Consider the following 12,648-nt stretch of genomic DNA (forward strand, 5'->3'; position numbering starts at 1 on the left):
CCCCGCTGGGCAAATCCGTGCCTAGGTTACTTTCCCTGAGGCTCCCAGGACAGAGGAGCAGCGCTGCCGTGGGCAGCTTGCGGGGGCTCAACCGCCGACGAGGCCGACGACCAGGCCGCCGAGCAACACGCGGCGATCTCGGCCCGCCGTGCGTCCAAATTGGACGTGATAGTGTCCGAAAAGGACGCAGAGGCATCTGTAACTACCGAATGGAGATTGATCTCATGCTCACGTACGGCTACTGGAACAACAAGGGCGGCACCGGCAAGACGTCGCTCTGCTTTCAATCGGTCTGTTTCTATGCCGACCAACACCCTGAAGAGCGGGTATTGGTGCTCGACGTCTGCCCACAAGCGAACCTCTCCGAGCTGCTTCTCGGTGGCCTTGCCAACGGTGGTAGTAATCGACTGCTGGCGCGGCAGGGCGCGGTGCCCCGCGCCACTATTGGCGGGTATTTCCAGCATCGACTTCCGGCTCCGTACCAACCTCCTGTTATCGATCCGCAGGACTACATCACAACACCGAGTGAGTTCAACCCGGAGATACCGAACAACGTTGATCTGATCTGCGGAGATCCACTACTCGAACTGCAGGCGAACGCCATCTCCACGCTGGCCAACAACTCGATTCCGGGTACCGACACATGGATTGCCGTCCTGGACTGGATCAAGGATCTGTTGAGCCCGTTAGCCGGAAAGTATGACGTTGCGTTTGTTGACTGCAACCCGAGCTTCTCGATCTACACGCAGATCGCCTTGTCGGCCGTGGACCGGATGGTGTTGCCGGTGATGGCTGATGATTCGTCTCGCCGTGCGATTCAGAACGCCTTTTCGTTGGTGTACGGGCTGAAGCTCCCATCCGACATTTACGCGACGTACGCGTTCGCCACCCGCCTGCGCAATGCGGGGCGAACGCTGCCCAAGGTGCATCTCATCGTCAAGAATCGGTTGACCCAGTACATGGGACCGGCGTCGGCGTATGCAGCTGTGCTGAACTCGATCGACAACGACGTCGAAAAACTCATCGAGAGCAACGCCGATATTTTCAGCTTCGTGCAGCTCGACGACGGACTTGTGGATGTCCGCGATTTCCAGACCACCGGGGTCGTGGCCTTCGCGAAGGGCACGCCTCTCTACGGGCTGAAACCGGGAAAGAGGGAAGTGATGGGCCAACGGGTCGTCGTGAACGCCCCGTACCAACAGAACTGTGTCGAGCACATGAACGACCTGGTGGCCAAGCTCTAAGGCGAAAACCAAGATGCTTTCGGTGGGCGGGTGCATCGTGCCGATACACGAAGAAGGTCAACAGGTTCCGTGTCCTCGGTCGTCTTCGCCGCCATCAGGCTCCCTAGATCACAGCTCGGCGATCGCCACGTCCAGCGCCTCGGCGTGCAGGCGCTCAAGCTGCCCGAAATCACACTGATCGAGCGGGATTCCGTACCGTTCGAGCGCCCATTGCGACTTCAATTCCTCGGCGCGGGCCTTTAACCGCGCCCACGCGCGAACTGCGGCAGGGTTGCCCGCACGCTGCGCCCGCCACAGCGCCAGCCGGTCCACGTTCACCTTCGGCGTATCGGGCTGCTTGCGCAGCGACTGCCCGCGCCTACCCGTCGTTCGCTTACCCAACCGAATCCCCCCTCTACGGCAACCGGAAGGCAGCCAGCTCATCATCAGGGTCGAACGCAACCGCCGGCACCAGTCCGTCGTCAGCGTCGACGTCGGCCTCACCCGGCGGCGGCGTTGCGCTGCGCACACCCTCTAAGCCGTGCAGCCGCCCCAACTCGACCAGCAGCTTTCGGCATTGGTCATTGGCGCGTAGCTCGCCCTGCATCGCCTTGCGGTACGCCACTTGGAAAAGCTGTTCGTACCGCTCGATCAGCAGCGACGTCACCTCGCCGATGTCGCTGCGCTGATCCTCGCGCCTGGCCCGTGCACGATCGATTGCCAGCTGCACACCCCGCAACGACAACCGAACCTCGGGGCGCGCTGCGATTTGCCGATAGCCCATGCCCGCGAGATACAAGCTGAAGACCAACGCGTCCCGCGCTTCGCTCTCCTTGGCACCCAACCGCGGCATTCCAAACCCCTTCGCCCACCGCAAATCCGCTCAGCCCCAAAAGTAGACCGTATACAAGCGAAATCCCGGCAACCAGGCCCGATACCGATCAACACGCGCAAAAATCGTTTACTTGAAGAGGGGGCAACCCATTCCGGTTCGAAGGGGTGGCTGTGGGCGACCTCAACTTCGTCGCCCCGTACCCCTTGGGGGACAGCCCCAGGACGGGGACAGCCCCCACCGCCGGGACAGCCCCGCGGGCGGGGATTGCTTGGACTGATGACCATCCGCGGGGATGGATGATGGTCCGCCGTTCGCGCTTACGAAGACGGTGGCCGCCGACCAAATCGGAGGAGCCGACGGCCACCGCCCCACTTTCTCAGCGCCTGGCGCGCTGCCGCTTCGGTGCCTGGACCGGCTCGACCAACGGGATATCGGGCTCGACCAAGGGGATATCGGTCGAGCAGGTGTCGATGATCTGGTGCGGCGCCGGAGTGCTGCGCTCGGCCCGCGGCGGCCCGCAGCTGCCCTGACGGTTGGCCAGCCACTGGTTGCCAGCGGCGACCGCCGCTGCTTTCGTCTTGTAGGCGCTGGTGCTTTCGTGGCGGCTCGCCCACGGAGCAGTCCACCGCCAGCGCCACGCCCTCCCGTCCTTGAACGCGCTGATGCTCGGGTGGGCGGCCATCGTCACGCGGTGAGGTCGACGATGGCGAACGCCTTCGGCCTCAGCACATTGATGCCCGCGTGCAGCTCCCCGCGGACCTGCACGGCATTTGCCTGAAACAGACTGTCCCCGAAGGCATTAACGAGCAACTGCATCGTGCCGTTGAGGAACAATTTCAACTGCCGCCAGTCCGCCAGGACGGCCATTCCCTGCGGAATGCTCGGCGAGACGACCCTCGGCCGGGTCGGCCCAAAAATGTTGTCCGCGAGCGACGCCTGCGCATCCGGGCTGCTGTCGTAACCGCGCGAGAGGAAGCCGCCATCCGTCGACCAGCGAAGCAGGTCCACTGCCTGTGCGTCGGCGGGGCTCAGCGCCCAGCCCGTCGGCTGCTCGCCGAGGTTCTGCAACGCCGTCACCGCGGAACGCAGCGTGGTCGGCAAGTCCGTGGTCCACGGGACATGAGTGCGGTCCGATGGGGTCGTGAAACCTTCCAGCCCGAGAACACCCATGGGCATCTCGCCCGAGCCGTTGCCGTTGATGGCGGCGTGTTCGATCGAGTCCCAGACGCCTGCGGCCATTTCATCCACAAGCCAGCTGGTGATGGCCTCGTTGGACGCCCAAATGCGATACGGCACAGGTTCGCTGAGGTGGGCAAATACCCTGCACCGATCCTGCACCGCCTTGACGGTCAGGGCTGACGTCGGCTTGGTCGCCAAGTCCGCGGTCGGCGCCGCGTTGTTCGTTCTCGCGGTCTGGACATAGGTCTCATACGCCATACCGTCGACCGGGGTGCGGTTGACCAGCAAATCGATCAGCCGTGTCGGGTGCGGGATCGCGGCGACCGAAGCCGGGATTAACGCGGGCACGTCGACGCTGCCGCTCACCACGGCGCGGGACTCGCTGCCGCCAAGGGCCTCCCGCAGCTCGCGTGCAGCGGTCCGCGCCCACGCTTCCGTCGTAGCGGCACTGCCGCCCACCGTGGCCGTCGCCGTGCGCACGATCAGCGCCTCGGGGTCAAGCCGTCCCGATCGCTGGATTTCGCCGCGGATGTGCTGGCACCTTTCGGAGAGGTCCGCCACGATGTCGGACAACGACCTGAACTCGGCGGTCTCCTGCTCGGACAAACGTTCGCGCTGTTCGGATTCCGCGAGGCTCACGATCGCCCTCCGTTGGGCGTCGGTGTCATCGCGTAGGCGTTGCAGACGGGCAAGGGTTTGTTCAAGGCCGGACATGGATGCCTCCTAGGGCGTCGGCGTGCGAGCGCAGCAGAACCGCTTGCGCCGCAACGCGTGAGAGGTTCTGGCCGCGTACAACCGTGCCGGAGGACCCTGCGAGCCGACGGTTGCCAAGGCTGCGTGCCGCTTCACCCGTGCCGGGTCTCGGCACGCTGCCCCTGGCTTCCCATGACGCCTTGACACCCGTCGGCGACAAGACGCTTGTGGGCAGCTTACGCGCGACATCCGTCAAGTGGGGGCCAACCATGCCATTTCAATTTGGTTGCGGCACTACGCAATGCGGCACGCCGCAGTGCAAGCCACGTTACTCGTCGTCGCAGCCGAACCGATCGACGGCATCGGCGGCGTCAAGCTGCTCCATGGCGATCCGATCCAACTCCTGCTGCAGCTGGTCCTCATTGGGCACCAGCTGGGCCGCGAATTCGATCGCCTGCACCGCCATCGCGTTGAGCACGTTGGTCCCGCGGCCTGATGTGACAATTTCGCGGGTAATCGCGGCGATGCCTTCGTGGTCGCGTGCATACATCGTCGCGATGAAGCGGCGAGCGGTCGCGAGGTCGCGGTTGACGTCACGGCCGAGCTGCGCACGCCGTTCGGGCGTCGGTTGGTCGTCGTGGTGCTCAGTCATCGCGATCTCCTTCTGAGGTGGGGTTGGTTCGTGCCTTGGCTTTGTTCTGGCGCCACCGTTCCCGCTGGCGTTCAAGACGGGCGGCGCTTAGCTGCGCCAGGAGGTCGTGGAGTTCGGCTGGGCCGCGGCCGGGGGCGGCAATGGTCCGAAGTGCGCCGCGCTCGTCCCGGTAGCCGACGAGATGGTCTCCTGCACAATCTGTTCGGGGGCACGCGCGCGCTGCGGCCAAGGCGTCGTCGGCCGACGGGAAGAACGCGAAACGCACGCCGAGCGTCTCAGCTCGGCACATCAGCGCAGCGTGGCCAACCTCGTTGCTGCTGTCGTTGTCGAGGTCGTCGAGGCTGGCGAAGTCGTCTGCGAAGCCGTGGTCGTCAGCCATGGCCGCGCCTCGCATCGAGGATCGCTCGAATCGTCGGCTGCCAGTCGGTGTCGGCGAGCCAGTGCTCATAGCTCAGTTTGAGCACCGCTTCTACCAGCTTGCGGTGAGTGGAAACCCGCGAGAGCGGCAGCACATGCAGTCGGCTGTAGTCGGGATCGGCGTGGCAGTCGCGGTGGACGATGTACCACGGCACACGGGGCGGCGGCGGGTTCGTGACCGATCCGAACCGTAGTCGGTGGGCGACCCACTCCCGGTACCTCTGTTGCCGAAACCGTGCCGCTGTGGTCGAGACGAACGCGTAGCCCGACGACGGCGGGTCGATGGGGCGTCCGCATTCGGCACACGGCGGCTGCCGCGCGCGCCTGTTGCGTCGCTGTTTCCCGTTCAGCGGCTCGCCGCTCCGGTTACGCGCCATCGGCCCCGTTTGTGTCTGTCCGCGGCGCAGGGCTCGAATCCGGCACTGTGCGACGTCGGCCGCCCAAGAGCGCAAGGCGCTCGGCGATGATGCGCTGACGTTCGGCCAGGGCGGCATCGCAGAGACGGCCCCGACGACACAAGCATGCGGGCGCGGTCATCGCTTCGTCCTGTCGCGTTCGCCATCGGCCCGCAGACAGCGCTCGCAGAGCCGGGTGGTCAGGTAGGGGGTGTTGTCGCAGCGGCGGCACCGGCCAGCTGGGCAGCCGTCGCGATGCGACTGGGTCGGCACATGGTGCCCGCAAGTTCGGCAGCGGCCAGGGCCGCGGGGCGGTTCGAAGGTCATCGCCACGTCCCTGGTGGTGACGTACCCGGCCAGCGCAACTGCTGACACCAATGGCTGCGCGAAGTGACGACAGTTGCTTTACGGCCCAAGGAAACGCAGCGCGTAGCGCGGCGTTTTCGCGGGAGCGCTTCTCTAGAAGTCGGGCACATGCGAGTTCCGCGCGGTCGGTTCGGCTTTGCTGGCGCTCGCCTTGGGTGCCTGGCCTGGCCTGTCCTGTCCTGGCCTAGCGCAATCCACCGGAACAGTTCCGGTGGAACTTCCGCCGGACTCGTCATCATCAGCCAGCTGAGCTGCGAGTTTGTATTTGCGTTGCTTCGCCTTTCGGCTGCGATCCCATGCCTTGCGCTTCTCGTACATCTCCAACAGGTCGCGCCCCGTTTGTGTTTGCGCGAACTCGACAATCAACCACCTCTCGCCAGCACGACCGTGCGGCTCCCAGAGGTCGCCGCCTATCAGCTCGGGAATGTCCGCCGGATCAAAGTCGGGGATGAAGGGCAGGTCGCTCGGCTCGATGATGCCTTCGGTGCGGTTACCGACCGCGAACATCAGCGCCTGCATGTAGGAGCGATATGCGCTGTCGGACAAACGTGGTCGTCGGAATCGTCGATCGGACAGCCACCGATCGGGTAGATGCGCGTCAGTCATCAGCGCGTCACCCCCTGCGGGTATCGTGTTGTCCGCGTGCAATTACCGGGCATCGCAACGCCGACCGCAGTTGGGCAACCAGCTGCGGTCGCCGCGTCTCTGGGGTCGGTCACCGGGCACCACGACCTGCCGGTGGCTCGCAGTCGAATAGCGCTGCTAAGCGCGTGAGCTGGTCGGGGCGTAGGGGTGGCGCCGCAGCGACCTCGGCGGCGATCACCGCGTCCCATTCGGCCTGCTCACTGGCCGTGAATTGGCGGGTCATGCCTCACCGTCGCCAGCTAGGAGCTTTGCGATTGACTCCACCGGCACGCGCACCGCATTGCCAATTTTGACCGCGCGGATCGTCTTGTCCTTGATGCGCCTATCAAGGGTGAAGGTCGAGATCCGTAGTGCCGCGGCGGCTTCCTTGCGGGTCAGCACCGCGTCCAGCATCACGGCAGCGTTGCGCTGCTTGATGTCCTCGTTGGACATGGTTAAGGGGCCTTGCCTTTCGTGGGTCGTCGTCAGGTTTGGCACACCCCCCTTAGGTTCGGTGTGCGGTCACCCGTCTGACGGCCCCTCGCGGGCTAGCCCCTTAATGCGTGACGGTGGAATTCAGTTGTATGCAGACGAAGTTAGCAGATAGCAGCGACGCAGCGCGGCAGCGCTGTCTTCACCGGCGCGTCCCTGTCTGCGCCAATTCCCAACGTAGTGCGCTACTTTCGTTCGAAATCGACGGTGATCGCCTTCGGATCGAACCGCCCACCAGGCCGATTCAGCGCGTGGATCGTTACCGTCGCCAGAGTGTCGATCACTCCGCGTTGGCGGTCCAGCGGCAGCGCCGCGAACCGCTTCGCCGCGTCCGGCCTCCCAGCCAACGCTTTGACGTCGGCCGACATGTGCGAGCCCAGCAGCGTGTCCTGTAGCGGCTTCAGCTTCGCCTCCACCCGCTCGATTCGGGCGTTCATCCGGGCCGCGGTGATCTGCCCGTCGTCGTAATCCGCCTCGGCCTCCCGGATCTGCCCGCGCAGCAACTCGATCTGATCACGCAGCGCCTTGGCGTCGACCGTCGGCCGAGCCAACGTGACCGCGGCGTCGGGTTCGGCCAACCGCTTAGTGATCGCGTCGACGACCCGCTTGTCGGTCAGTTCGACACCGCGCACGATCTTCATGCAGCCGATCCGCTTGCAGGAGTACACGGCCCGTTTGCCACCGGTTTTGGTGCCCCGCACCCCGGTACCGATCGGCTTGCGACAGGCGTCGCAGATCGCGATCCCCGACAGCAGGTGCTTGCGGCCCGGCGACTTGCCGGTGTGCCGCTTCGGGTCGGCCAGCAGCGTGCACACACCCTCCCAGACGTCGCGGTCCACGATCGCGGGTCGGCTCGGCTCAGCGCCCTCGACGATTCCGGCCAGGTGGACAGGCTTGCCCTTGATGCGGGCCTCAGCCTGCGCTGCACGTACGTCGTAGGTCACCAGGCCCGCGTTGCTGGCCCGCGTGAGCACCTGGCGCACCGTCCCGCCCGTCCAGCCGCAGCCCTTGACCGTCTTCAACCCTTGCGAATTCCATTGCGCCGCAATAGACCACAGCGACGCTCCGTTGAGCAGATCGCGGGATGCCTTGCGGATCGCGTTGGCCTCCCGCGCGACGAGCTTGTCGCCCTTCCAGCCGAACGACCTTACGTTCCATGCTTTTCCGGCCTTCGCGCGCTGCCGGTTGGCGGACTTTTGCCGCTCCGCCTTGTGCTCGACCTCGAACCGCGCAGCTGCGCCCCTCGTGCGGGCGAAGTAGCGGCCCGCGGGCGTCGACAGGTCCACCGAGCCGCCGACGTTGGCCAGCTCGACGTGGTGGCGCTCGACCAAGTCGATGAAGCCCTCAAGCTCGCGGGGCTGCCGGTGCAGGCGGTCCATGTCCCAGACAGCGACCCGGCCGATGACGCCGTCGGCGATGTCTCGGCACAGCTCCTCGTAGCGCTGTCGGCGGCCCTTGGTGGCGCTGACGTTGTTGTCTGCGTACTGGACGGGGTTGGCCCATCCGAGCCGCTTGCAGAGCTTGAGCAGGTCGTCGCGTTGGCGGTCGATGGCCAGCTGATTCTGGTCGCGGTCAAGCGATTGACGCAGGTAGATGGCGGTTTGCGGGGTGTGCATGAGGGATATCTTAGACCAATTCCCGTGCCGTCGGGCAGTTGTTTGTCGCGCCATCCCGGTGACGCCGCCGTGAAATGTCTTCAGCCGGTGGTGTTTTCGGCACAGACACTTGAGATTGGCGAGCACCGTCAGGCCACCGGCGCCCGGGTCGGTGTGGTTGAACGGGATGGTGTGATCGATATCGCAGATCCGCGCCGGTCGGCTACATCCGGGAAATCGGCAGGTTAGATCCCGGCAGCGGACCGCGCGGTCAAGGGCGGTCGATGGGTGATACGTCAAAGCGTCGGCGTCGGAGGGTAGGTCCGCGATGAGGCGACGGGTCGCCGAGGTCGCCAGTTCGCGGACCAGGTCGGCGTCGATGACGCCGTAGCCCTCGACGTAGCCGGGTTGTTGGCTCTTGCCCGAAAGCGTGTCGGCAGTGGCGACGACGTTGAGGAGCACCTGCGCGCCGGTTGGCGCTTGTGCGCCACCGCGCCGGGCCGGGCAGTCGCTCGATCCGCAGCGGCAGGCCAGGGGCCCACCCGCGGTCAGCGCTCCGAGCGCGTCGGCGCGACGCTGGGCCAGGGTACGGGGGTCGTCGCGGCACACCGCCGTTGCCAAGTGCGACAGTTTGCGGTCGAAGGCGGTGGCGTCTGCGCCGGTCACGATGCCCCACAGCTCGGCCATGCCGTCAGGATGAGGCGTGATGCCGATCTCGCGTTCGTCGTCGGCGCGACGCCGGCGCTCCCGGGCGGCGTCGGGGTCGATCGCCAGCACCTGCCGATCGATGGCGTTGATGACGCGCTGGCGCGACCAGCCTTGCCACCTGCTCATGCGTGCAGCAAGTGACTCGTCGAGCCTGGCGATCAGCTTGTCGTCATTGACCAGATCGGTACGGCTGATGGTCAATTGAGCTGTGCGCCAATCGATTCTGCCCTCGGCCAACAGCGCTCCGATCCGACGCAGTCGGGTATCGAGCATCTCCGCGCAGTGCACCTGATATGCGGCAGCCGCCGAAGAAACATTCAACGCCGCCGCTACCTCGGCGCAGGTCCGCTCAGCCCCGTCGATGGTCGCGTAGGCCAAATCGGGGTCGCGGCGTTCGGCAGCGCTCCGATGGCGTAGCAGCGCCGCCACGCAGGCGAGGCGTCGCGCGGTGAGCGCCGACTCCTGCCGGTAGGTGCCCTCGATGGCCGTGACCAATTGCTCCGGCGTGAGCTGGTCCAGATCCGCAGAACCGAGGGCGCCGTGCTCGAACATGCTTTCGATTGTATCGCTGGGCGCGACGGTGAATTGGGTCCGCGGCATCGCTTGTGGATGAGCTTGCGACTGTGGATAACTCCTTCGCGCCGAATAGCAACGCTGCCGGTAGCGCTTGCCTGCGAGGTTCTCGCAGCCAGCAGCCGGCCGTCGTCGATCGCTTGGCGAAGCTGAGCGTTGGGCCACGCTCCGGCCCGGCGACTTCGTACCGCATCCGTCGTCGCTCAGCATGTTTGCTGGTGTCGGCAGCACCGGTGCGCCCGCCGGAACCGGTCGTGCCAGCCGTCGATGGACGTTGACCACAGCATCTGGCGGCACTGCCAACGGCGACTCGCCTTGCGTCAAAAGCCCTCGAGATGTTCGCTGCGGGGATAGGATCTGTTGCTGCAGAGTGCTCAATGGTCGCTCGATGGTCCCTCGATGGTCCCTGGCAACCGTTGCGTTGTCTTGTCGGGAGGTTGCACATGTCATTTGTTGTGGCGGCGCCGGAATGGATAGCGACAACGGCGTCGGACGTGGCGGGGGTCGGCTCTGCGCTCACGGCCGCCAATGCGGCTGCAGCGCTACCGACGACGGCGATAGTCGCGGCGGCAGAGGATGAGGTGTCGGCAGCGATAGCGGCCGTGTTCGGATCGCACGCGCAGGGCTATCAGGCCCTCAGCGCCCAGATGTCGGTGTTCCATGAGCAATTCGTGGCGGCGTTGACGGCGGGTGCCGGCGCGTATGCGGCCACCGAGGCGGCCAGCACGTCACCCTTGGGACAGTTGCTGGGATTGATCAATGCGCCCACCCAGGCGCTGCTCGGGCGCCCGCTGATCGGCAATGGCACCAACGGCGCCGACGGCACCGGGGCTGCCGGTGGGCCTGGCGGGCTCTTGCTCGGCAACGGCGGTAACGGCGGTTCCGGGGCGGCGGGTCAGCCCGGTGGTGCTGGCGGAGACGCGGGGTTGTTCGGTAACGGCGGGATCGGCGGGGCGGGTGGGGTCGGGGTAACCGGCTCTGGTGCAGCCGGTGGCCAAGGTGGTCGGGGCGGATGGTTGTTGGGTAACGGCGGGACCGGTGGGGCCGGGGGAGCGGCGGGCGCTACTGCCCTCGGCGGGGCCGGCGGTGTCGGCGGGGCTACCGGGCTCATCGGCAACGGGGGAACCGGCGGTATCGGCGGAGCGCGAGCGGCGGGCACCACCGCCGGGGTCGGTGGTGACGGCGGGGTCGGCGGCGTGTTCGGCAACGGCGGTTTCGGCGGACACGGTGGTGCCGGTGACCTCACCGGCGGCGGTGGGGCCGGCGGGGCCGGCGGGGCGGCGAGCTGGTTCGGCAGCGGCGGGGTTGGCGGTGCCGGCGGGGAGGGTGCGCCCGGCGGTAATGGGGGTGCCGGCCCAGTCCTGATCGGTAACGGAGGCATCGGCGGTCTCGGTGGAGCCGGGGCGGCCGGCGGTAACGGTGGTGCAGGCGGCACGTTGCTGGGCGACGGTGGCGCGGGCGGGCAAGGCGGCGCCGCCGTCGCGGGCATCCTGGGCGGCCTGCCCGGACAGGGCGGTAACGGGGGCAACGCCAACTGGTTCGGTTCCGGCGGCAGCGGCGGGCAGGGCGGTACCGGTCTGACCGGAGTGAACGGGGTCAACCCGCCGCCGAGCGGCACGGCCGGTCCTGGCTCTAGTCCCGCTCCCGTCTCGATCACGAATTCCGGCACCCTTGGCGCTCACATCATTTTCAACGGCATGAACGGCGGTCCCGGTGACCCCGGCGGCGCCGGCCAGACCGGCGGCACCGGCGGCACCGGCGGCGCCACATCGGTGACGAACACCAATACCGGCTCGATCACGGGCGTCATTGAGATGACCGCCGGCGGCGGCGGCACGGGCGGCGTGGCCGGCGCCGGCGGCAATGGCGGCGCGGGCGGGACCGGCGGGGCCGCCACGGTCACGAACAACGGCTCGATCACTGGCGCCGTCAATGCCACCGGCGGGGCCGGAGGTAACGGCAACACCGGTAGTGCCAGCGGCGGTGACGGTGGCGCCGGCGGGATGGGCGGCCAGGGTCAAACCGCGGGCAACGGTGCTGCAACAGGCGGCGCCGGCGGTCAAGGCGGTGCGGCGAGCGTGGCCCTGGGCGCAACCGGCGGCAACGGCGGTGCCGGCGGCGTGGGCGGCAACGGCGGACATGGCGGGATGTTCATCGGCAACGGCGGTGCCGGAGGCGTAGGAGGGACCGGTGGCACCGGCGGTATCGGCGCCGCCGGCTTTGCCGGCGGTGACGGCGGCGCTGGTGGCCAGGGCCTCAACAACGGCACGGGCACGGCGACTGGGGGCAACGGCGGTCTCGGGAGCGTCGGCGGGATCGGTGGCACCGGGGGCACGGGTGGCAGCGGAGGCGTCGGCGGCAACGGCGGCGGCGCCGGGTTCATCGGCATCGGCGGCGCCGGCGGCGGCGGCGGCATGGGTGGTGTCGGCGGGATCGGCGGCATCGGCGGTGCCGGCGGCGATGGTGGTTTCGGCGGGGCAGGCACCACCACCAGCACCGCGGCCACGTTTGGGGGAACCGGCAACAACGGTGCCCTCGGCGGCAACGGCGGCACCGGCGGCGCGGGAGGAGCCGGCGGAACGAGCGGCGGCAGTGGGGGAGCCGGTGGCGTGATCGGTTGGGCCGGCGCCAACGGCGGTACGGGTACCGGCGGCACCGGCGGCAATGGCGGTCAGGGCGGCGCCGGCGGCAATGGCGGCAACGGCGGAAATGCTTCGACGGGCGGCACCGTCGGCCAGGGCGGCAATCTGGCGCTGGGCGGACAAGGCGGTACCGGTGGCGCTGCCGGTGGTCCGGGCGGCAACTCCGGGTTCACCGGCAATTTGGGTGTGCCTGGAAGCAACGGTTTGCCGGGCATCATAGTGTGATCAGGCATGCATCGGCGGTACCGTCACTG

The 12,648-nt window shown here is 67.3% G+C and carries 13 protein-coding genes; 2 read left to right on the forward strand and 11 right to left on the reverse strand.

The genetic code is table 11. The annotated features are described in order from the left end of the window. Positions 1–209: 209 nt before the first annotated feature. A complete protein-coding gene (locus tag EET10_RS10710) occupies positions 210–1,244 on the forward strand; it encodes a ParA family protein (protein ID WP_099187977.1) in 1,035 nt (344 codons plus the stop codon). Positions 1,245–1,352: 108 nt separating this feature from the next. Here the strand turns inward: EET10_RS10710 and EET10_RS10715 are convergent, their stop codons facing one another. The 11 genes from EET10_RS10715 to EET10_RS32235 all read right to left on the reverse strand — a co-directional run bounded on the left by EET10_RS10715 (position 1,353) and on the right by EET10_RS32235 (position 9,731). Beyond that, on the reverse strand, positions 1,353–1,556 hold the full coding sequence (locus tag EET10_RS10715) for a hypothetical protein (RefSeq protein ID WP_136622880.1): 204 nt from the start codon (positions 1,554–1,556) through the stop codon (positions 1,353–1,355). Between the two features lie 82 nt (positions 1,557–1,638). Further along, positions 1,639–2,076, reverse strand: a complete 438-nt coding sequence (locus EET10_RS10720) for a hypothetical protein (RefSeq protein WP_063468377.1) — start codon at positions 2,074–2,076, stop codon at positions 1,639–1,641. A 358-nt stretch (positions 2,077–2,434) separates the two neighbouring features. Continuing rightward, a complete protein-coding gene (locus EET10_RS10725) occupies positions 2,435–2,740 on the reverse strand; it encodes a hypothetical protein (protein ID WP_063468378.1) in 306 nt (101 codons plus the stop codon). 2 nt (positions 2,741–2,742) lie between these two features. Then, entirely contained in the window at positions 2,743–3,951 is a 1,209-nt protein-coding gene (locus EET10_RS10730; protein WP_063468379.1) for a phage major capsid protein, read from the reverse strand. Between the two features lie 307 nt (positions 3,952–4,258). Continuing rightward, positions 4,259–4,582 (reverse strand): hypothetical protein, encoded by a 324-nt coding sequence (locus tag EET10_RS10735; protein ID WP_063468380.1) that lies wholly within the window; start codon positions 4,580–4,582, stop codon positions 4,259–4,261. Next, a complete protein-coding gene (locus EET10_RS10740; RefSeq protein WP_136622879.1) occupies positions 4,575–4,961 on the reverse strand; it encodes a hypothetical protein in 387 nt (128 codons plus the stop codon). Before EET10_RS10740 ends, EET10_RS10735 begins: the two co-directional genes overlap by 8 nt. Next, positions 4,954–5,376, reverse strand: coding sequence for a hypothetical protein (locus EET10_RS30175; RefSeq protein WP_063468382.1), 423 nt, complete (start codon positions 5,374–5,376; stop codon positions 4,954–4,956). The genes EET10_RS10740 and EET10_RS30175 overlap by 8 nt, the downstream gene beginning before the upstream one ends. 477 nt (positions 5,377–5,853) lie before the next feature. Continuing rightward, positions 5,854–6,366, reverse strand: a complete 513-nt coding sequence (locus EET10_RS10750) for a hypothetical protein (protein ID WP_167480157.1) — start codon at positions 6,364–6,366, stop codon at positions 5,854–5,856. 109 nt (positions 6,367–6,475) lie between these two features. Continuing rightward, positions 6,476–6,628 (reverse strand): hypothetical protein, encoded by a 153-nt coding sequence (locus EET10_RS29570; RefSeq protein ID WP_167480158.1) that lies wholly within the window; start codon positions 6,626–6,628, stop codon positions 6,476–6,478. Further along, positions 6,625–6,837 carry a helix-turn-helix domain-containing protein gene (locus EET10_RS10755; RefSeq protein ID WP_063468384.1) on the reverse strand — a complete coding sequence of 71 codons (213 nt, stop codon included), beginning with the start codon at positions 6,835–6,837 and terminating at the stop codon, positions 6,625–6,627. The genes EET10_RS29570 and EET10_RS10755 overlap by 4 nt, the downstream gene beginning before the upstream one ends. 224 nt (positions 6,838–7,061) lie before the next feature. Further along, the gene (locus tag EET10_RS32235) at positions 7,062–9,731 is read right to left on the reverse strand and encodes a DUF222 domain-containing protein (RefSeq protein ID WP_425461687.1); all 2,670 of its coding nucleotides are present in this window, start codon (positions 9,729–9,731) and stop codon (positions 7,062–7,064) included. A 464-nt stretch (positions 9,732–10,195) separates the two neighbouring features. Here EET10_RS32235 and EET10_RS10770 point away from each other — a divergent pair, with 464 nt between their 5' ends. Continuing rightward, the gene (locus EET10_RS10770; RefSeq protein WP_122502138.1) at positions 10,196–12,619 is read left to right on the forward strand and encodes a PE family protein; all 2,424 of its coding nucleotides are present in this window, start codon (positions 10,196–10,198) and stop codon (positions 12,617–12,619) included. The last annotated feature ends 29 nt before the right edge of the window (positions 12,620–12,648 follow it).

The sequence above is a fragment of the Mycobacterium pseudokansasii genome, from assembly GCF_900566075.1.
In the GTDB taxonomy this organism is placed as follows: Bacteria; Actinomycetota; Actinomycetes; order Mycobacteriales; family Mycobacteriaceae; genus Mycobacterium; species Mycobacterium pseudokansasii.

Excerpts from the sequence above, each read along its gene's own strand:
- EET10_RS10710 (WP_099187977.1), top strand. The coding sequence starts at position 210 with ATGGAGATTGATCTCATGCTCACGTACGGCTACTGGAACAACAAGGGC.
- EET10_RS10720 (WP_063468377.1), bottom strand. The coding sequence starts at position 2,076 with ATGCCGCGGTTGGGTGCCAAGGAGAGCGAAGCGCGGGACGCGTTGGTC.
- EET10_RS10725 (WP_063468378.1), bottom strand. The coding sequence starts at position 2,740 with ATGGCCGCCCACCCGAGCATCAGCGCGTTCAAGGACGGGAGGGCGTGG.
- EET10_RS10730 (WP_063468379.1), bottom strand. The coding sequence starts at position 3,951 with ATGTCCGGCCTTGAACAAACCCTTGCCCGTCTGCAACGCCTACGCGAT.
- EET10_RS10735 (WP_063468380.1), bottom strand. The coding sequence starts at position 4,582 with ATGACTGAGCACCACGACGACCAACCGACGCCCGAACGGCGTGCGCAG.
- EET10_RS10740 (WP_136622879.1), bottom strand. The coding sequence starts at position 4,961 with ATGGCTGACGACCACGGCTTCGCAGACGACTTCGCCAGCCTCGACGAC.
- EET10_RS30175 (WP_063468382.1), bottom strand. The coding sequence starts at position 5,376 with ATGGCGCGTAACCGGAGCGGCGAGCCGCTGAACGGGAAACAGCGACGC.
- EET10_RS10750 (WP_167480157.1), bottom strand. The coding sequence starts at position 6,366 with ATGACTGACGCGCATCTACCCGATCGGTGGCTGTCCGATCGACGATTC.
- EET10_RS29570 (WP_167480158.1), bottom strand. The coding sequence starts at position 6,628 with ATGACCCGCCAATTCACGGCCAGTGAGCAGGCCGAATGGGACGCGGTG.
- EET10_RS10755 (WP_063468384.1), bottom strand. The coding sequence starts at position 6,837 with ATGTCCAACGAGGACATCAAGCAGCGCAACGCTGCCGTGATGCTGGAC.
- EET10_RS32235 (WP_425461687.1), bottom strand. The coding sequence starts at position 9,731 with ATGTTCGAGCACGGCGCCCTCGGTTCTGCGGATCTGGACCAGCTCACG.
- EET10_RS10770 (WP_122502138.1), top strand. The coding sequence starts at position 10,196 with ATGTCATTTGTTGTGGCGGCGCCGGAATGGATAGCGACAACGGCGTCG.